The organism is Marinobacter salicampi, from assembly GCF_011074795.1.
GTDB lineage: Bacteria > Pseudomonadota > Gammaproteobacteria > Pseudomonadales > Oleiphilaceae > Marinobacter > Marinobacter salicampi.
Map to the genome: position 1 here is coordinate 44,178 of NZ_JAAMPF010000023.1, position 19,411 is coordinate 63,588.

At 60.3% G+C, this 19,411-nt stretch carries 11 protein-coding genes; 5 read left to right on the forward strand and 6 right to left on the reverse strand.

Features of this window, described 5'->3' with window-relative positions:
* Positions 1-2: 2 nt before the first annotated feature.
* From gspG to gspE, 3 genes are read right to left on the reverse strand one after another with little or no spacing between them, the layout of a single operon-like run.
* On the reverse strand, positions 3-440 hold the full coding sequence (gene gspG / locus G7W63_RS13950; protein WP_166259281.1) for a type II secretion system major pseudopilin GspG: 438 nt from the start codon (positions 438-440) through the stop codon (positions 3-5).
* Positions 441-480: 40 nt separating this feature from the next.
* The gene (gene gspF / locus G7W63_RS13955; protein WP_166259284.1) at positions 481-1,692 is read right to left on the reverse strand and encodes a type II secretion system inner membrane protein GspF; all 1,212 of its coding nucleotides are present in this window, start codon (positions 1,690-1,692) and stop codon (positions 481-483) included.
* 4 nt (positions 1,693-1,696) lie between these two features.
* Positions 1,697-3,202, reverse strand: a complete 1,506-nt coding sequence (gene gspE / locus G7W63_RS13960) for a type II secretion system ATPase GspE (RefSeq protein ID WP_166259287.1) — start codon at positions 3,200-3,202, stop codon at positions 1,697-1,699.
* Between the two features lie 232 nt (positions 3,203-3,434).
* Here gspE and G7W63_RS13965 point away from each other — a divergent pair, with 232 nt between their 5' ends.
* Positions 3,435-4,088: a type II secretion system protein N gene (locus G7W63_RS13965; protein ID WP_166259290.1), complete on the forward strand. Its 654-nt coding sequence runs from the start codon at positions 3,435-3,437 to the stop codon at positions 4,086-4,088.
* A 9-nt stretch (positions 4,089-4,097) separates the two neighbouring features.
* Positions 4,098-4,751, forward strand: coding sequence for a transglutaminase-like cysteine peptidase (locus G7W63_RS13970; protein WP_166259293.1), 654 nt, complete (start codon positions 4,098-4,100; stop codon positions 4,749-4,751).
* Between the two features lie 34 nt (positions 4,752-4,785).
* Here G7W63_RS13970 and recD read toward each other — a convergent pair whose 3' ends face one another.
* From recD to recC, 3 genes are read right to left on the reverse strand one after another with little or no spacing between them, the layout of a single operon-like run.
* Positions 4,786-7,017, reverse strand: a complete 2,232-nt coding sequence (gene recD / locus G7W63_RS13975; protein ID WP_166259296.1) for an exodeoxyribonuclease V subunit alpha — start codon at positions 7,015-7,017, stop codon at positions 4,786-4,788.
* A complete protein-coding gene (gene recB / locus G7W63_RS13980; RefSeq protein WP_207308960.1) occupies positions 7,014-10,880 on the reverse strand; it encodes an exodeoxyribonuclease V subunit beta in 3,867 nt (1,288 codons plus the stop codon). The genes recD and recB overlap by 4 nt, the downstream gene beginning before the upstream one ends.
* Positions 10,877-14,404, reverse strand: a complete 3,528-nt coding sequence (recC, locus tag G7W63_RS13985) for an exodeoxyribonuclease V subunit gamma (RefSeq protein ID WP_166259299.1) — start codon at positions 14,402-14,404, stop codon at positions 10,877-10,879. Before recC ends, recB begins: the two co-directional genes overlap by 4 nt.
* A 156-nt stretch (positions 14,405-14,560) precedes the next feature.
* Between recC and G7W63_RS13990 the strand changes: the two genes are divergently transcribed.
* Genes G7W63_RS13990 through G7W63_RS14000 form a run of 3 tightly spaced genes read left to right on the forward strand, consistent with a single transcriptional unit; the run spans position 14,561 to position 19,377 of the window.
* Complete coding sequence (locus tag G7W63_RS13990) at positions 14,561-16,180, forward strand: FAD-binding oxidoreductase (RefSeq protein WP_166259302.1); 1,620 nt, start codon at positions 14,561-14,563, stop codon at positions 16,178-16,180.
* Positions 16,181-16,192: 12 nt separating this feature from the next.
* Complete coding sequence (locus G7W63_RS13995; RefSeq protein ID WP_166259305.1) at positions 16,193-17,818, forward strand: glycerol-3-phosphate dehydrogenase/oxidase; 1,626 nt, start codon at positions 16,193-16,195, stop codon at positions 17,816-17,818.
* The gene (locus G7W63_RS14000; RefSeq protein WP_166259308.1) at positions 17,818-19,377 is read left to right on the forward strand and encodes an FGGY-family carbohydrate kinase; all 1,560 of its coding nucleotides are present in this window, start codon (positions 17,818-17,820) and stop codon (positions 19,375-19,377) included. Before G7W63_RS13995 ends, G7W63_RS14000 begins: the two co-directional genes overlap by 1 nt.
* Positions 19,378-19,411 lie beyond the last annotated feature (34 nt).

Here is a 19,411-nt window from a genome sequence, read left to right on the forward strand (position 1 = left end):
GCTTATCCCTGTACGTCCCAGACGCTCAGATCCGCTGCGTCTCCCTCGCCCCCTTCCCGGCCGTCAGAGCCGTAGGTGTAAAGGTTATACGGCCGTTCGGCACCGGGGCTGATGTACTGATACTCTGAATTCCAGGGATCCTGGGGCACATTCTTGAGGTAGCCGTCAGGGTTCCAGTTGCGGGGCTCGGGGTTGCCGCTGGGCTTGGACACCAGCGCTTCAAGGCCCTGCTGGGTCGAGGGGTAATGGCCATTGTCCAGCCGGTAGAGGTCCAGGGCATTAGCTATGTTGTTCATCTGCGTTTTAGCTACCGTAACCTTGGCCTGGTCACTGCGCCCCATGATGTTGGGCGCCACAATGGCGACCAGCAGCCCCAGAATGACCATCACCACCATGATTTCTATCAGCGTGAAGCCGCGCTGCTGTGTTGCCTTGTTCATCTTTGTCACTCTCTTGTCACCTGTTCATTTTGGCGGGCCGTCAGCCCACAAGATTACTCATATTCAGGATGGGAAGCATGATTGCCAACACGATGATCAGCACCACCACGCCCATAACCAGCAGCATCATGGGCTCAAACAGGCCCACGATTGCAGCGATCTTCGCCTGCAGGGTGGTTTCCTGCATCCGCGCTGTCCGCTCCAGCATACTGTCCAGTTCGCCGCTGGCCTCGCCACTGGCAATCATGTGCAGCATCATGGGCGGGAAATAACCGGTCTGGTTCAGAGACCGGTGCAGACTGCCCCCTTCGCTGACGCGCTGGGCCGCCCCCCTGAGTTCCTGGCGAAGATAGTCATTGGAGAGCACTTCACCGGCTATCCGCATCGCGTCAACCAGAGGTACGCCGCTGGTGGTCAGGATGCTCAGGGTGCTGGCGTAACGGGCCGTGCTGACCCCGCGAACCATACCCGATACCAGAGGCATATTCAGCAATGCCCGATGGAACCGGAGCCGGTTCGCCGGCTTGCGCAGAGCCATGCGGAAAAGCAGGATGCAGGCAATAATGACGACCAGCAGGTAGACACCAAAAGTCGCCAGAAATTCCGATATTGCCAGCATAACTTTGGTTAACGTTGGCAGCTCCTGACCCTGGCGAACAAAGACTTCGATAATGTCCGGCACCACATAGGTCAGCAGGAACACCACAATGGCAATGGCGACGAAGCTCAGGATGATGGGGTAAATCGCTGCCAGCTGGATTTTCTGGCGGGCTTCCTGGCGGCTTTCGGTATAGTCAGCCAATCGGTTCAGTACCAGGTCCAGGTGGCCGGCATGTTCCCCTGCCGCCACCGTTGAGCGATAGAGGCGCGGGAAGGCCCGGGGAAACTCACCCAGGCTGTCCGCCAGAGTGTAGCCTTCCATTACCTTGGCACGGATGGCAATCATCATTCCCTTGACACTGGGCTTCTCCGATTGCTGGGCCGCGGCTGACAGGGCCTGCTCAATCGGAATGCCTGACTGTATCAGCGTGGCAAGCTGGCGAGTCACCAGGGCAAGGTCCGGCGGACTCAGCTTGCCACGACCAGTCAAAGGACTGGTGCGGGAACGCTTTTCAACCGCGGGCTCCACCGCCAGGGGCGCAAGGCCCAGCTCCCGTAGCTGCTGCCGGACCGCCCTGGCGCTATCAGCCTCCAGAACCCCCTGTTTCTGCTTGCCTTTCGGGTCCAGGGCCTTGTAATCAAATGCAGGCATTCGGCTAGCTCCGGTGAGTCACTCGTAGAACTTCTTCCATGGTGGTCGCGCCTTCCAGTATTTTTGCGACCCCATCCGAGTGAATGCTCGGTCCGTTCTTCCTGGCCTCATGCTCAAGTTCAAGCTCGCCCGCCCGCCTGTGGATCAACGCGGTGAGCTCGTCGGTTACTTCCACGACTTCGTAAATACCCATCCTGCCGCGATAACCCTGCTGGTTACAGGTGTCACAACCCCCTGCCCGGTAGATGGTCGGCGGGTTTGCTTCGTCCTGCTGGAGGAACTCGCACTGCTCGGCCGTCGGTGTGTACGGGATCTTGCACTCCTCGCACAGCACCCTGACCAGACGCTGGGCGACAATGCCCACCAGACTGGATGAGATCAGGAATGGCTCGATGCCCATATCCATAAGCCGGGTAATGGCGCCAACGGCGGTATTGGTGTGCAGGGTCGACAGGACCAGGTGGCCGGTAAGACTGGCCTGCACCGCAATTTCCGCGGTTTCCAGATCCCGGATCTCACCAATCATCACCACATCCGGATCCTGACGAAGAATTGCCCGCAGCCCCCGGGCAAACGTCATTTCCACCTTCGGGTTTACCTGGGTCTGGCCGATGCCCGGCAGGTTGTACTCGATAGGGTCTTCGACCGTCAGGATATTGCGGGAGCGATCGTTGATCTCCTGAAGCGCGGCGTACAGAGTCGTCGACTTACCAGAGCCGGTGGGACCGGTAACCAGTAAAATGCCGTAAGGGCGATAGATTAGCTTGCGCAGGATCTTGAGATCACGTTCACCCATCCCGAGCGATTCGAGGCGGATCTGGCCGGCCTGCTTATCGAGTAATCGGAGTACGATACGCTCGCCGTTGGACGATGGCATGGTAGAGACCCTGATATCCACTTCACGGCCGGCTACGCGAAGGGAAATCCGGCCGTCCTGTGGCACCCGCTTCTCGGCAATGTCCAGTTTCGCCATGACCTTGATCCGCGATACCAGAAGTGGCGCCAGTGCCCGCTTGGGCTGGACCACCTCCCTCAAAACACCGTCCACCCGAAATCGAACCACCAACCGCTTTTCATAGGTTTCTATGTGAACATCTGAAGCTCCGGTCTTGACCGCTTCAGCAAGGATGGCGTTGATCAGCCGGATAATCGGGGCGTCGTCTTCCTGCTCCAGGAGATCTTCAGTCTCCGGAACGGAATCAGCCAGCGAGGCTAGGTCCATATCGTCGCCGATGCCCTCGACCATCTGCATGGCCTCGGCGGAATCATTCTGGTACGCCGCGTTGAGGGCTTCGTCGAAAGCTTCCGGTGCAATAGGTTCAAAGCGTGCCCTGCCTCCGCTGACACGGTTGGCCTCAGCCAGGGCCGAGTGTTGCGCGCCCGGCCGTACTAATACCAATGCCCCACCCTGATCGTCGCGGGTTAGAATCACCCCATTTCGTTTTGCGAACGTAAAGGGCAATCGCCCGACCGGGGCATCTTGTGGCTGCACTTCTGCTTCTATGTTCAACGTCGTCCTCGTATGCTCACAACCTGGAGGGTCTTATCAGCTGGATCAATCCAAGAGGCTACCACAGGATCGGTAAAAAAAGTTGGGCGATCCGGCATTTCTGAAGGATAAATCAGACCGGCTCAGGACTCTGCTGACAAGCAGTTTTCCGTTCTGGACGCCGGCCTCGTTATACTTGAAGAAAACCTGCTACATTGGAGCCTAGGCTCCGCCCGGACGAGTAAGGAAAACAATGGCATTTACCACCTCACGGCTACCTTTGCTGGCCGTCGTTCTGGTCACCGCAGCGATGATCGGCAGTCTGTCCTGGCAGGCCTATCAGGTCTGGTCCGGCGACAAGCTGGGTCCTGTCGCCGATTCGGATGGCTTGACCGAGCGAGCCGCCTCGGAGATGAACCCGGTGCCCGACATCCGGCTGGCGTCCATTGACCTTTTCGGGGAACTTGATCCGGAAAATGAAACCAAAGAGCTCGACACCGAAAACCTGCCGGAGACCAATTTGCGACTTTTCCTTCGTGGCGCCCTGTCAGCCGACGGGGAATACCCTGCCAGCGCGCTCATAGAAGACTCGACCGGCAGGACTGAAGCCTATGTCAAAGGGGACGAATTGCCTGGCAACGCCACACTGAGGGCGATTCATCCGCAGCGGGTCATTCTCGAGCGGGGCGGCAAGCTGGAAAATCTCTATTTCCCTGAGACCGACGACCGGGCCGGACTTTCAATCGCCGCCAATGACTCCCAGCCCGCAGCTGTCGAACAGGAGTCTGCGCCACAGGCCCAGGCAGGCGGCTCTACGCGCGGTAGCGACCCCTCCGAACAAAGGCGAGAGGAAATTCGCCAACGCCTGGAACAGTTGAGGGAACGCCTGCGACAGAATAATAACTAAGTGCTGGCCATGGTCCATTGCCTGCATTCACGACTCCGTCATCTGTGTTTTGCGCTCATACTCGGGGCATCGACTGTGGTCGCGGTCGACCTCAGCTCCGACCTGCTCGAATACATAGAAGCGGAGTTCGGGACGGAAGCCACCGACCGTCTCAAGCGATGGGAACATCTCAGCGCTGTCGCGGCTAGCGCGCCTGTTGAGCGCCAGCTACAACTGGTTAATTCTTTCTTCAACCGTGTGCAGTTTGTTGACGACATAAAGCACTGGGGTGAGGAGGACTACTGGGCAACACCGGTGGAAATGCTCGCGACCAATGGTGGCGACTGCGAAGACTTTTCAATCAGCAAATACGTCACACTCAAGGCCATGGGCGTCCCCGACGCCCAACTACGGATCATGTATGTCAAGGCACTGGAGCTGAACCAGGCCCACATGGTGCTGGCCTGGTATCCCACCCCGGATGCTGAACCGCTTATTCTCGATAATCTCATCAATGAAATACGCCCGGCTTCGGAGCGCCCGGACCTTGAGCCTGTCTACAGCTTCAACGGTGAAGGCCTTTGGCTGAACAAACAGCGTGGGCCCGGTAAAAGGATCGGTACGCCGGAACGACTCAGCCGCTGGGTGGACCTTAACAGCCGGCTGATCGATTCCCTGCGATAACCATTCCCGCAAGGCCACTAGAAAGTTAGCCCCCTTACTTGACCCCCAGTGCTCGACCGAGGCCTGAGGTCCGTAACACCTGTCGCTTGACCGCGTATTCAAACACCCGCTCATCGGGGAGTAGCAGGCTGAACCAATGCTTGGCCCTGGTGATCCCGGTATAGACCAGCTCTCTGGTAAGGACCGGGTTGAGCTTGTCCGGTAGCACCAGGCTGGCATGGCTGAACTCGGAGCCCTGGGCTTTATGGACGGTCATGGCATAGACGGTTTCTACTGCCTGCAAGCGGCTGGGCAGCACCCATCGTATACCTGCTGAACCGTCAGTGGCTGCGAAGGCGACCCGCTGCACAAGGGTTTCAGGGTCAATAGCCTCCTGATTTGATGCCCAGAGCCTTGCGGGTAACTCAAGGGTCAGGCCGACATCACCATTCATCAGGCCCAGGCTGTAATCATTCCGGGTCACAAGCACAGGCCGGCCCGGGTACCAGCCGTGAGCCGATCGGATAAGACCGGCCCGATGCAAAGCGTCTGCGATCACCTCGTTCAGCCCTTCCACTCCATAGGGCCCTCGTCTGAGCGCGCAGAGAAGCTGAAACTGCCCGTAAGCCTCAAGCAGTGCCCGGGCCCATGCATCAAATTCCTGCAGGGGCGCGGTGGTCGGGGGACGCAAGCGGAGCATTTCGGCGAGATAGTGGCGATAACCCACTGGCGATGACTGCTGCTCAGCTGTTGACACAAAATGCTCTGCCCCGCCCTCAATGGCGTGGCGACAGATTGCGCTGTCCCGACCGGCTTTTTGCAGACGCACCAGCGCTATATCACTGAAGCCTTCGTTGAACAGGCCTTTCAGTCTCCGTAGTCCGGCCCCGGCATTGACCGATTGTGCCAGGGTCCCGATACCGCTGGTTTCAGCAAACCGGAAGCTTTTTCTCAAGAGTGTGACGGCCTGATCCAGCAGCTCGCCTTTGCTGTCAACCAGACCCGGCTCAACGGTCTGGCCGGCCACCTGCGCCAGCCAGGTTGCTGTCTGCTCACTGTAGTGGCCGTCAGCAGCCCGCTGGCATAATTCCCCAAGGACTGCCCCGGCATCCACAGACGCCAGCTGGTCCTTGTCGCCCAGTAGAATCAACCGCGCCCTGGGCGGCATGGCCTCCAGTACTGAGGCCATCATCTCGATATCGACCATCGACGCTTCGTCAATCACCAGGGTGTCCAGCACCAGCGGGTTATGGCGATGATGGCGAAACTGCCGTGACCCCGGCAGGCTGCCCAACAACCTGTGGAGCGTTGTGACCGAGGTTGGAATGGCCTCTTTCAGCTCGTGAGCCCGGGGCAAGCCCGACAGGTCCAGCTTAGCCACGGCGTTTGATATCGATTCGTTTAGCCGTGCTGCAGCCTTGCCAGTTGGCGCTGCGAGCCGGATGCGAAGGGGCCGCGCACCGGAGTCTTTTGCCATCGCGACGCACTGCAGGGCTGCCAGTAGCCTGACGACGGTGGTGGTCTTGCCTGTGCCCGGGCCACCGGTAATCACGCTGAAGTTAAGGCGCGCCGCATTGGCACAGGCGATGCGCTGCCAGTCTGCGCTGGTGTCATCGCCCGAACTGGGAAACAGTGATTGCAGAGCTGACCGAAGTACCACAGCAGGGTCGCTGTCTGGCGCCTGAAGAAGGCCAGGTAGACTGAGCCGAGATGTGATCTGGTGGGAGATCACCTGCTCGTATTGCCAGTAGCGCCTCAGATAGAGCCGCAGGCCATCGCGTACCAGTGGTGTTTTCCCGGTGTCCACGCCCGCTCCGCCTGTCACCAGCAACGGGTGGGCCAGTGCTTCCCGCCATTGCTCGAGGCTAACCTGTGCCAGGATTTCTGAAGGCAAAAGACTTTGCTCCGGCGCGGCTTCGTCTTCTGGGGGAAGCGACAGGGCGTCGTTAAACCCATGCTGCACCATACCGTTAAGATCCAGGCAGACGTGGCCCCGCCCGAGCTGGTGTGAGGCAAGCGCGATGGCCAGCAGCAGAAGTGGAGAGGCGGGCTGACCGGCTTCCTGGGCCTCTTGCGCCAAGAAGCGGGCCAGAGCCACATCCAATGGTCTCAGCCAGCCAAGATCGACCCAGCGCTGCAACAGATCAATCAGGGCGTCAACACTGGCAAGCGCATGTCGTCCCGGCGCGAGTTCAGCTACGCCCTGTTCAGACCGGATTCCGGCATCAGGTTGTACGCTGCCTTCACCCGGCTGTTCCAGGCCCAGCTCAAACTGTTCAGGGCTCATTGGTCCGCCTCCGTAAGGTTGCTGCTCGACTGGGAGGCGGGTTTGCCACGGAACAGCCGGTCCAGTGCCTCAATCAGGGCCCGATCAGGTCGATCGCAGTGAACGCCACCGCCCGGCGAATGGTTACCCCGCAGGAAAATGTAAACCGCGCCCCCTATATGGCGATCATAGTCATAATCGACAAGGCGTGCTTTCAGAAGACGATGTAAAGCAAGAAGATACAGGGCATATTGAAGGTCGTATCGCTTGTCCGCCACCACACCAGCCATGGCTTCTGTGGTATAGGCGGCATCGTCGGGCCCGATGTAGTTGGACTTATAATCAGCCACGTAGTAGCGGCCGCCGTGCTCGAATACCAGGTCGATAAACCCTTTGAGCATGCCGTTCAGCAGCAGCGGATCGGCTTCAGGTCGGCCGGAGCGCACGGTTTCCGGAGCAGCAAGTAAGGTATGGTTCCGGACCAGGCGATCAAGTTCCGCCGTCTGGACCTGGTCCGTGGCGAACCAGAACTCCATTTCCGGAACGCTCTGCTTCAGGGCTTCCAGGGCCACCCTGGCCTCGCTGCCATCAGGCTGTCGGGGCAACTGCAGAGGTGTCGCGATCATATCGGCGAGCCAGTTCGCAAGTGGCTGCGCCCAGGCTTCCCAACCTCTTACGGCGCACCGCTGCAGCAACATGTCCGCAAGTTCCTGTTCCCTGGCACTCACTGTGGAAAACGCCGGTTCGGCACACCATTCCAGTAGCCCATGAAGAAAAGTGCCGGGCTCTGCGCCCCGGTAAAAACCGTGGATCCGACGCCCGGCGGGGTTTGGGTGCCTGACCGGTCGGGCATGGACCTCCCTCGGCCGGTCGGTTTCCTCCAACTGACGTTCGGCAGCGGCGGTTTCGGGCTCGGGAATCGAGGACGGCGGCCGAGGAAGATCACGTTCCAGGTCCACAAGGTGGTACTGGATGGCCGAATAACTGGCAATCCACCAGTGCACGCGCGCGGCCCTGACGGGCCTCAGTGCGGGCGTCAGTTCAGGTGGCTCGGGGGGCTGGTAGCGCTCGCCAGTGATGACAGGCAGACCTTCAAGCGCCATCGCCGGTTCGTCTCCGACCATTGCCTCAAGGCCTTCGTGCAGGGAGGTGTCTGGTCCTGCACCGGCAAGGTAGCCCAATGCTCCCCTCAGCTCTTCGCCTTTCATTTCGGCAGCGCCGACCCAGGTTGCGTAGCGGGCTCGGGTCATGGCCACGTACAGCTTACGAATATCCTCCCCCAGGCGCTCACGGTCGGCCAGGGCCAGGTTAAGATCATTGCACTCAAAGCTCATCTGCAGCTTGCCGTTGTCATCGTGCCAGGTCAGCGGGCTGTCCTTTTTTGCGGTCGGGCGGCAACTGCTGCCGAACGGCAGGAACACCAGGGGATATTCCAGTCCCTTCGATTTATGAACCGTCACCACCTGAACCAGGTCCGCATCACTTTCCAACCGGACCTGCAGTGCTTCTGCTTCGCCCCGGGTTTCCGCAATCATGTCTGCCAGTCGCCGGATCAGGGCCTGCTCGCCGTCGACTTCCTGACTTTCGGATTGCAGCAGTTCGGCAATGTGAAGCACATCCGTCAGTATCCGTTCACCATTGCCGGCCTTCAGCAGACGGGAGGGCACCTCAAAGGCGGTGAGAATCCGGCGGACCATGGCCAGGACGCCCTGCTCTCGCCAGACGACCCGTAACAAACGGAAGCGCTCGATTTCCAGCTCCCAGTCCAGTTCGTTGCGCCTTAGTTCGTCCAGTCGGGACCAGGGTAAGTCCAGGGTCGCTGTCGCCAATGCGGCCCTGACCAGACGATCCCGCTCGGGCTCGGCACAGGCTTCCAGCCATCGAAGTATGTCCCTCGCTGCGGGCGTATTAAGAACCGAGGCGCGGTCAGACAGATAGACGCTCTTGACCCCGCGCTCCGATAAAGCGGTCCTGATCAGGTGTGCTTCGGAGCCTTTGTTTACCAGAATGGCAATATCCGAGGAGCGCAAGGGTGCAAACCTGCCGCCGCTTGTTTGGCTGTCACCATGGCTGCCCCGGGCCGCGGAAAATCCTGCCTTTTGCTGTATTCCAAGGGTCAGTAGTCTTGCTATTTCACTTGCACAAGCATTGGCAACCCTCTGTTCGACATCACCTTTGTTGTCGGTGTTCTGGTGGCTCCAGAATGTTATGGCAGGATATGAGGCGCCCTCAATAACAAGCCCCTCAGGACGGCCCTGGGCACTGACTTCAACAAAGGGCAACGGGTTGTCTTTCCCGTCTGCGTCGGTTTCGGAGCGAAACAGGAAAGCCCCTTGCCGCTGACGTGTCTCGGCGAAGCTGAATACCCGGTTACTGGCAGCCACCTGATCTGCCGAAGAACGAAAGTTTCTGGGCAGGGTGACATGGCGCCCGTCCGTGGCGGCGCGGGCCTTGAGATAGGTATGGATGTCGGCGCCGCGGAATTTGTAGATGGCCTGCTTGGGGTCGCCGATCATAAAGATCCCGAGCTCAGAATTGTTGTCCGCAATGCCATAGACGGCATCAAAGATCCGATACTGCACCGGGTCGGTGTCCTGGAACTCATCAATCATCGCAACGGGGAACTGGGCTCGGATGGTTCGGGCCAGACGTCCGCTTTCATCCTGGCGCAGGGCTCCGTCAAGCCGGGTCAGAAGGTCGTCAAATCCCATCTCACCGCGCCGGTTTTTTTCTTTCTCCAGGCGTCCGGCAATCCAGTGGGTAGCGTGAAGCCAGAACAGCTCGGCGGGCACCGACAGCGCCCGCTGGGCCTCAACTCTTGCCATCGAGTGAATCAACGGGTGATCCGTAGGCGCCTGGGCTCCTTTCCAGGCTTCCTCAAGACCCTCGCAGGACAGCCGGTGCCAGGCTGCGTCGGTCAGGTCCGGCGGAGCCATATCCGTTGTCTGACACCACAGGGTTAGCCGGTCGAGCCAGTCCTTGAGGCGATCCTGACGTATTTTGCTGCCGTTAACCTGTTTCCCGGCCTTGGCCTCGAGAAAAATTCCCATGAAGTCGGTTGCCTGGTCAGCGAGCTGCCCCCTCACCGAGTCAAATACCTCACGTCGTTCGGCAATACGCGCGGACAACAGTTCCCTGGGGCTGCCCTGGGCTGGCGGCAGGGCTTCATGGAGCTTGAGCAGGCTTCTTACACGGCCCTGGAGATCCGCCGGCGAGCGTACAGAGGCCAGGTAGGCTTCGGCTTCATCACAGTCAAGCTCTGTCACAAAGGTGCGCCAGTAATCCCGGGTGACTTCGCCCAGCAGCTGGCCATCGTCTGTTTCGAGGCTCTGATTAAACAGACCGCCGCTGTCGAAAGCGTGCTCCTTGAGCATCCGGTTGCACCAGCCATGGATGGTGTGAACCGCAGCCTCGTCCATGGACTCCGCCGCCAGTTGCAGCAGACGCGAACGCCCTGGCCACTGCTCAGGCGGATACTCGTTACGAAGGTCTTGCAACAGGTCACTGCCGGATGGAAAGCCTCTGCCGCTCTGAGGGTCGGCCCGAAAGACATCGGCAGCTTGCGCAAGGCGTTTGCGTATCCGGTCCCTCAGCTCCTTGGTGGCAGCCTCGGTAAAGGTCACCACCAGAATGTCTCTCGGGGTAAGCGCGCGCCCGAAACCACCAATGTCTCCGTGGCCCAGAATCAGACGAACATACAGCAACGCTATGGTGAAGGTTTTGCCGGTACCTGCGCTGGCCTCGATCAGGCGGCTGCCGTGAAGTGGAAAGCGCAGTGGCTCCATGGCCGAATCTGTTTGGCCCTCTGTCGCACTCGCTGTTGCACTCGCTGTTGTGCCCTTTTTGCCATGCTGACCGGGTGACGGGGACGCCTTTGTGGTCATGTTCGCACTCCTTGATCCTTCACGTTCTGCCAGAGTGGCAGGTACAGCTTTCGCGCCCAATCGGTAAAAGTGGTTTGTGCCAGCAAGGCCTCGAAGTCCGGGTAGGCTCGGGCCAGTGATGCTACCTCGCCTGCCTCGCCAGTCACCTGGTAGCCCCCCTCATACGCTGTGCAGGCATCACGGATGGCCCGGTCGGGGTCCCCGGCCTGGTCCTTTATCAGCCAGGCAAAGCCCGTTTTTGCGCCCAGGGGCATTGGACTCCCAAGAGCGGTGAGCCAGGCCCCCATAACGGTCTCCAGGTGCAGGCGGGCCGTATCCGAAGCCATGGGTCTGAGCTCAACGTCTCCGGCCTTGCTCACCAGAAAGGTGCGAACGCCACTGCTGCAGGCCAGGTTGGCTCCCAGATGGAGCACCCAGGGCTTCAGCAGATGGGTCCATTTATACTGATTGCGATTGGTGGTCAGGCCACTGCTGCTGAGAATGAGCTGTGCCAGGGTGCCGTCAGGTGCCTGCCGGAGGTTAGGCAGCCAATCCTCAAGCACAACCCGGTGCTCGCCGGTTTCCGCAGTAAGACTCACCAGTTGCAGATCCAGAATCGCGGGAAACTGCTCCACAAGTGTGCGATAGCGCTCGGCAAGATCAGGCAGGTCCTTCTCCAGATGGCGCTGCTGCAGCCGGCCCGGGCCTCCCTGGGCCAGCTCGCCACGGCCAGCCTGGTGGCTGATGTGCGCCTCCAGTCGTTGGGCAAGTCCGGCGGGCTCAGGGTCCCTTCCTATAACCTTCTGGACCAGCTCATCGGTCAATGCCCAGTTGCTCAGGCCATCCAGCACAAAAGGCTCTTCATCTTCCGCAGCGGGCCTTAGCTCATCGAAATGAGCCCCCAGGCGATGATGGAAAAATACATCGGACGGAAAGCGCAGAAAGCGGGCCAGCGCCGCAAAGGTGAGCGGTTCCTTCAGGAGCTCAGAAGGAATGTCGTCCAGGCTTTGGTCAGGGTCGTTGCCAGCCGCTGAGGCTGCGCCATCATGAGCTTCCCGCCATTCCCGGGCGTAGGTGAACAGTTCGCTGGCGCCCTGGAAATAGGCTGTACTGAAGGGCTGCAGGGGATGCTCAGTCGTTAACCGGTCCGACAGCTGATTGCCCTCGCCGGCCTCAGTCAAGGGTCGGATCAGGTTCAGGTGATCCTGTAGCTGGGCCACAAGAACCGAGGCCGGCCGTTCAGAGTTGTCATTAATACTGCGCCCTACCCAACTGATATAAAACTGTTTTCGTGCCGACAGTAAGGCCTCAAGGTACAGGTACCGGTCGTCTTCCCGGCGGGACCGGTCGCCGGGCCGGTAGTCCTGCGCCATGAGATCAAAGTCCATGGGCGGCTGGGTACGAGGGTAATCCCCATCGTTCATCCCCAACAGGCAAATGTGGGAAAAGGGGATCGCCCGCATGGGCATCAGGGTGGCAAAGTTAACCTTTCCGGCCAGGAAACGCTGGCTAAGCCCACCTTCTTCCAGCCCATCCAGCCACACATCCCGGACCACAGAGAGGGGCAATGTCTCGCCGCCGAGGCCACCGCCCTCGCAGGCGTCCAGCCACTCGCCGACAACCTGCTCCAGACGGCTGAACGTGAGACTGTCCTGGCCGTCAAGATCGGCAAAAAAATCCGCTTTAAGCCCATTAAGCGCTGTTACCCATTGCGCTGGGGTGCGCCGTTCCGATAACAGTTTCCAGTGGTGTTCCAGTAGCCGGATCAGATCGTGAAGCTGGCCTGCCAGGCTGCTCTCGAGACCGCCCACCTCACCGTAGGGCTCAATGCTCTGCCAGCTCTGGCCATCACCCACCGTGTAACCCAGCAGCATTCGACGCAGTCCAAAGTGCCAGGTGTTTTGTTCCAGCCCGCCGGGCAAGTTCAGCGACTGACGCTGCCCTGCACTCAGGCCCCAGCGAATGTTGGCTCCCTCAATCCAGTCGTGAAGAGTGGGCAGATCGGATTCGGTGAGGCCGAACCTGTCCCGCACCGCCGGCACATCCAGAAGATCCAGCACGTCACTGACCGCAAGCCTTGAATCCGGCAAGCCCAGCAGTTTCTCCAGGGCGACCAGGACGGGCACCTGGTGTCGCTGGCCCTGGTCAGAGATGGTAAAGGGAATATAGCGGTCATCGTCTAGGGCCATCTGGCCGAACACCGACTGGATATGGGGCGCGTAGGCATTGATATCCGGCACCATCACAATGATGTCCTGGGGCTTCAGGTCCGGGTCACCGTTAAAGGCTGCCAGTAACTGGTCCTGGAGGATTTCGACCTCACGCTGGGGCCCGTGGGCACTATGAAACACGATGGAGCCGTCGCCACTGAAGTTTGCCGGCATGGGCTGACAGGCTTCAGCGACTGGTCGCAGGTTGAGAATGTCATCCTGAAGCGACTGCAACAGGGTTGCCTCAGCCCGGGACTGTACCGGTGAATCAAATAGATCGATGCGATCGAACCAATGGGCATAGGCGGCCTGATCGTCGTATTCATCCAGCAGGCGAATGTAGTCCCTGCCCTGCTTGCCCCAGGCCGCAAGCAGCGGCTGGGCATGGAGGTGAAGATTGTTGTCATCCAGTACCACGGGCATACCCGTCCGCTGTTGCCCGCGCCGGTTGATGGCCCGAAGCAGGTCCCTGTCTTCCACGATATCCGCCCAGAAATAGCGGCACGGATTATGGACACATAACAGGACCTGGGACGACTGGCCCAGACGGCTTAGTACTTCCAGGGTCTGCTGTGGCAGCGACGACACGCCAAATACAATCACCCGCCGGGCCATTGCCTGGGGCCGATTGTCGGGGTTCAGGTCGACGGTCTGCTCCATAAACCGGGTATGCACTGCGGCGCGACTGGCGGCCTCAGGGGCCTCGCCAATGTCCTGGTCAAGGCGTCGCCAGAGCTCCGGTTGCCATAACTGCTCCTCAGGCAGGGGCACGCCAGTTCTGCTCCGGACCGAGACCGTATCCTGATTCTGGCGCCAGGCGTCCAGCCAGTCGGCACGGTAGACCTGGTACTGGTCAAACAGATCTGCAATCCGGTCAGCCAGCTGGTAGAGCCGCCGGTCGGGTTCCTCGCCGTCCAGAAAACGGCTTAGCGGTGCAAATACGGGCTCGTGCCTGACCTGCGGAAGCAACCGCATCAACCGCCAGGTCAGGCGGTTCTTGTCATAGGGAGACTGCCTGGCCACTGCATTATCTCCCAGCACAGCCCGGTACACTTGCCAGAGAAAACGGGAGGGCAATGAAAACGTCATGCCGGCAGCAATGCCGACCCCGGCCAGCTCCGGGTCATCCTCATCCCTTGCCAGGGCGAGTTTCAGCCATTGAGCAATACCGTTGGAGTGGACCAGAAACACTTCGTCTTCGAGAGGCGCCAGGGGGAAACGACGGATCACCTCGACGGTAAGCGCCCGAAGATCCTCGAGCCGGTTGGCGTGGATGACCTGGAGACCCGTTGGTAACTCATTGCCTCTGACTACGCTGGAAAGGCCTGAGCCCATGCTGTCCCCCAAGGGTTTATGCAAATGCTGTTCGAAAAAACATGTCGGTAAATGTCAGACCGGTTGTCGTGATCCGATACTGTAACAGGCGAGAATACCGCTACACTCTCTGGCATCCAACCTTTGTACCAAACATGACCACAGGAGTAGATCACCATGCGACGCTGGAATGGCTGGGGCGACGACAGCTTCCACCTGGACCTGCCGCCGGCAGGCAGGGAGTTCCTGGTAGAGCGCGTTGGCCCTGGTGAGCCCCTGCCCGACGCCTCCCTGGAGGCGGTCTGTGCGAAGGTTCCGCAAAGCCGGATCGAACCCGATCAGTTAATAGACACCAGCGCCGAAACCCGTGTCCGCCATGCCCGGGGCCAGAGCCTGCCGGACTGGCTTGCCATGCGCAGTGGGCGGATCGACCCCTTCCCGGATGGGGTGGCGACACCCGTAAATGCCCAGGAGATCCGGGATCTGCTGGCCTACGCCAACCGTCACGGCGTCGTGCTGATACCCTATGGGGGCGGCACCAGCGTGGCCGGCCACATCAACCCGGCACAAGGCGACAACCCGGTGATCACCGTGGATATGGGCGCGATGAACCGCCTGCTGGACCTTGACCGGGAAAGCCAGATCGCCACTTTCGGAGCAGGGACCCCCGGCCCCCTGGTCGAGTCACAGCTGAGGGCCCACGGCTACACTCTTGGCCATTTTCCCCAGTCTTTTGAACTGTCCACCCTGGGCGGCTGGGTGGCGAGCCGGTCCAGCGGCCAGCAGTCACTTCGCTACGGCCGTATCGAGCAGATGTTCGCCGGAGGCCGGGTCGAGACCTTCCAGGGTTCTCTTGAGATTCCCACCATACCCGCGTCCAGCGCGGGCCCGGACATCCGTGAGATGGTCCTGGGCTCGGAGGGGCGCCTAGGGTTTATCACCGACGTCAAAGTCAGGATCACACCCCTGCCCGACCACGAAAGCTTCCATGTACTGTTCTTACCGAGCTGGGATAAGGCACGAACGGCAGCACGGGGACTGGTGCAGGGCAAAATTCAGTTATCCATGCTTCGACTGAGTAATGCGGTGGAAACTGAAACCCAACTCGCGCTTGCCGGCCACCCCGGGCTTATCGCCATGCTGGAACGCTACCTCGGCATCAGGGGCGCGGGCTCGGACAAATGCATGATGACCCTCGGAGTGACCGGTAGTCGCGGCCAGTGCCGCAGCGCTCTAAAGCTGGCCCGCAAAGTCTGCGCCGCCCATGGTGCGGTCTATACCGGTACCCACCTGGGGGCCAAGTGGGCGGAAAAGCGCTTCACCATGCCCTATCTCCGGGAAGCTCTCTGGCATCTGGGCTATGTGGTGGACACCCTTGAAACCGCTACCGACTGGGACAACGTCGACAACCTGCTGGGGCTGGTGGAAGGCAATCTACGGCAGGGACTGGGCAGCGACGACGAGAAGGTGCACGTATTCACCCATCTGTCCCACCTGTATCCCCAGGGCTGCAGTCTCTATACCACCTATGTGTTCCGCGCCGGTCCGGATTATGAGACCACACTGGAACGCTGGCGCCGGCTCAAACACAGCACCTCGGAACTGATCGTCAACAACCGCGGCACCATCAGCCATCAGCACGGTGTCGGCAAGGATCACGCGCCCTATCTGCAGGTGGAAAAAGGTGCCTTGGGAATGCTGGCCATCCGCTCACTGTGTGATGTGTTTGACCCTGAAGGCCGTCTTAACCCCGGGACGCTGATAGGACACGCCACGCAGTCCCAAGACAACTCCTGAGGAGGCGCGCCTATGGTTCCGCAAAGCTCGATTGAAAGGCGCAGGTCCTTGCTTGGCTCACTTGAACATGGCAACGGAGAGTTTGACCTGGTGGTCATTGGCGGCGGTATCACCGGCGCCGGTGTCGCACGGGAGGCTGCAGGCAGTGGCCTACGTACCCTGCTGGTTGAACAGGCTGACTTCGCCTGGGGCACCTCCAGCCGGTCATCGAAAATGGTCCACGGTGGCCTTCGCTACCTGGCCGGCGGCCATTATGCCCTGACGCGGGAGGCTGTGCGGGAACGCCAGCGCTTGCTGGACGAGGCACCGGGTCTGGTTGATCCCCTTCACTTTGTAATGCCCCACTACCAGGGAGAATTCCCCGGCCCCAAGGTTATGGCTGGTCTGCTCTGGGCCTACGATGCCTTGGCCGGCCGGAAGTCTCGGCAACGCCTGTCTCCCGGCCAGACACTGCAATGGGCGCCGGGCCTGAGCCAGAACAGGCTGGTCGGCGCTAGCGGGTTCACCGATGCCGTAACCGATGATGCCCGCCTGGTCCTGCGAGTGCTTGCCGAGGCTCGCAAGGACGGTGCCCTTTGTCTGAACTATGTACGCGCCGTGTCCATCCTGAGAAATGACGACGGCGAAGTCCGGGGTGTGGCGCTTGAGGAAACGGGGTCCGGCGGGGGCAAAACGCTGACCGTCACTGCGCCGCTTGTAATTAACGCGACCGGAGCCTGGGCCGGGAACCTGCGGCCCTCGGGTAATCAGGGCGAACGTATACGACCCTTGCGGGGCAGCCATCTTGTGCTGCCCTTTCAGGTGTTGCCCGTTTCCTGTTCGGTGGCGTGCCTGCACCCGGAGGATCGAAGGCCGGTGTTCGTCTTTCCCTGGCAGGGCAAAACCGTGCTGGGTACAACCGACCTGGACCACGAGGACAGCCTTGATAGGGAGCCCGTGGTTACCGAATCTGAAATCGAGTATCTGTTGGCTGCCGCCCGAAAGCTGTTTCCAGGCTCGCCTGTCGAAGTTAGCGATATCGTCTCCAGCTGGTCCGGCGTCCGACCGGTGGTGACCCAGGGCAAGAGCAAGGGTCTAAAGCCCTCGAAGGAGAACCGTGAGCACGTAATCTGGCAGGACCAGGGGCTCATCAGTATTGCCGGCGGCAAGCTGACCACGTTTCGTGTGATAGCCCGCGAAGTGCTGAACCATGCTACCCACCACTTGCCGGATTTCTCGCTACGGGCGAATTCGGAGCCGGTATTTGCCCAGTCCAGCGCCCCTGCCCGGCCAGACGATATTGGGGCTCTACAATGGCGACGGCTGCACGGCTTTTATGGTGATCAACTACCGCAAGTGCTCAACGGGGGCTCCATTGAGGCAGTTCCGGACTCCGATCTGCTGTGGGCCGAGGTTGTATGGGCAGCGTCCAACGAGGATGTCATTCATCTCGATGACCTGATGCTCCGCAGAACCCGCCTGGGCCTGACACTGCAAGATGGCGGCTACGGGCTGCTGCCGCAGGTCAAGCAGCATTGTCTGGGGGCTCTGGGCTGGGATGGGCGCCGGTGGCAGAAAGAGGTTGAACGTTATCTGGCCCTGTGGAAAACCGCTTACTCCATTCCTGACGTTCCCACAGCATCAGGCGCGCCGTTCTGATGCCGAAAGACCCTCTGATTCTTGCCATTGATAACGGCACCCAAAGCGTAAGGGCCCTGCTTTTCGACGCCAAGGGTAACTTGCATGGCAAGGGCAAGCAGGAGATCGAGGCCTACTTTTCGGACCACCCTGGATGGGCCGAGCAACACCCGGAGTACTTCTGGCAGCAGCTCGGCAAAGCCTGCGAGACGCTCTGGAACACAACCGGTGCAAGTCCGGACCAGGTCGTCGGGATCACTCTCACCACCCAACGGGGAACCGTGGTGAATCTGGATAAACACGGTGAACCCCTGCGGCCCGCTATCATCTGGCTTGATCAAAGACACGCCGAGTTAAAAGGCAAACTGAAAGCACCCTGGGGATGGGCATTCAAACTTCTCGGCCTTGAAGAGACCATCAGCCGGTTCAGGCAAAACGCCCAGGCCAACTGGATCAGCCAGAACCAGCCGGACATCTGGGCGGCGACCGAAAAGTTCCTGCTGCTGTCCGGCTACCTCAACTATCGCCTGACCGGGCAATTCAGGGATTCCACCGGCAGCCAGGTGGGTTACCTGCCGTTTGACTACAAACACCACCGCTGGGCGGCTTCCCGGGACTTCAAATGGCAGATCCTGCCCGTGACCCCTGCGATGTTGCCCGAACTGGTCGCGCCGGGCGAAACCATCGGTCCCCTGCTGCCCAGCGCCGCCGAGCACCTGGGTGTGCCGGCCGGCCTCCCCGTGCTGGCAGCAGCGTCTGACAAAGCCTGCGAAGTGCTGGGCTCAGGCGGCATCAGCCCGGATATCGGCTGCCTGAGCTACGGCACCACGGCAACGATCAACACCACTAGCAATCGCTACGTCGAGCCGACGCGATTCATGCCTCCCTACCCCTCGGCGGTGCCCGGCCACTACTGCACTGAAGTAATGATCTACCGGGGCTTCTGGATGGTGACCTGGTTCAAGAGGGAATTCGGACTGAGGGAGGAGCGTATCGCCCGGGACCGGGGCGTGGCGCCAGAGGTTCTCTTTGACGAACTGGTGACGGCCGTGCCGCCCGGATCCATGGGCCTGATGCTGCAACCCTACTGGTCTCCAGGTGTAAAACAGCCGGGGCCAGAGGCCAAAGGGTCAATTATTGGTTTCGGCGACGTTCATACCCGCGCCCACCTCTATCGCGCCATTCTTGAAGGGCTCGCCTACTCCCTGCGCGAGGGCAAGGAGCGCATAGAAAAACGCAGCGGAGTCCGCATCACCCGATTGCGGGTGGCAGGAGGCGGCTCCCAGAGCGATGCCGCCATGCAGTTGACCGCCGATATTTTCGGGCTACCCGCTGAGCGACCCCACACCTATGAAACTTCCGGTCTCGGCGCCGCTATAACAGCTGCAGTCGGGCTCGGCCTGCATTCGGACTTTGACACCGCGGTAGCGGCCATGACCCGCGTGGGCGAGACGTTCAAACCACACCAAAGCCATCGGATGCTTTACGACAGACTCTACAAAGAAATCTACCTGAAGATGTACCGGCAGCTTCAGCCGCTCTATCATCGAATCCGCGATATTACCGGGTACCCGCGATAGTTGTTCTGTGGAACAGCCCTGCTCTTCTAACCTA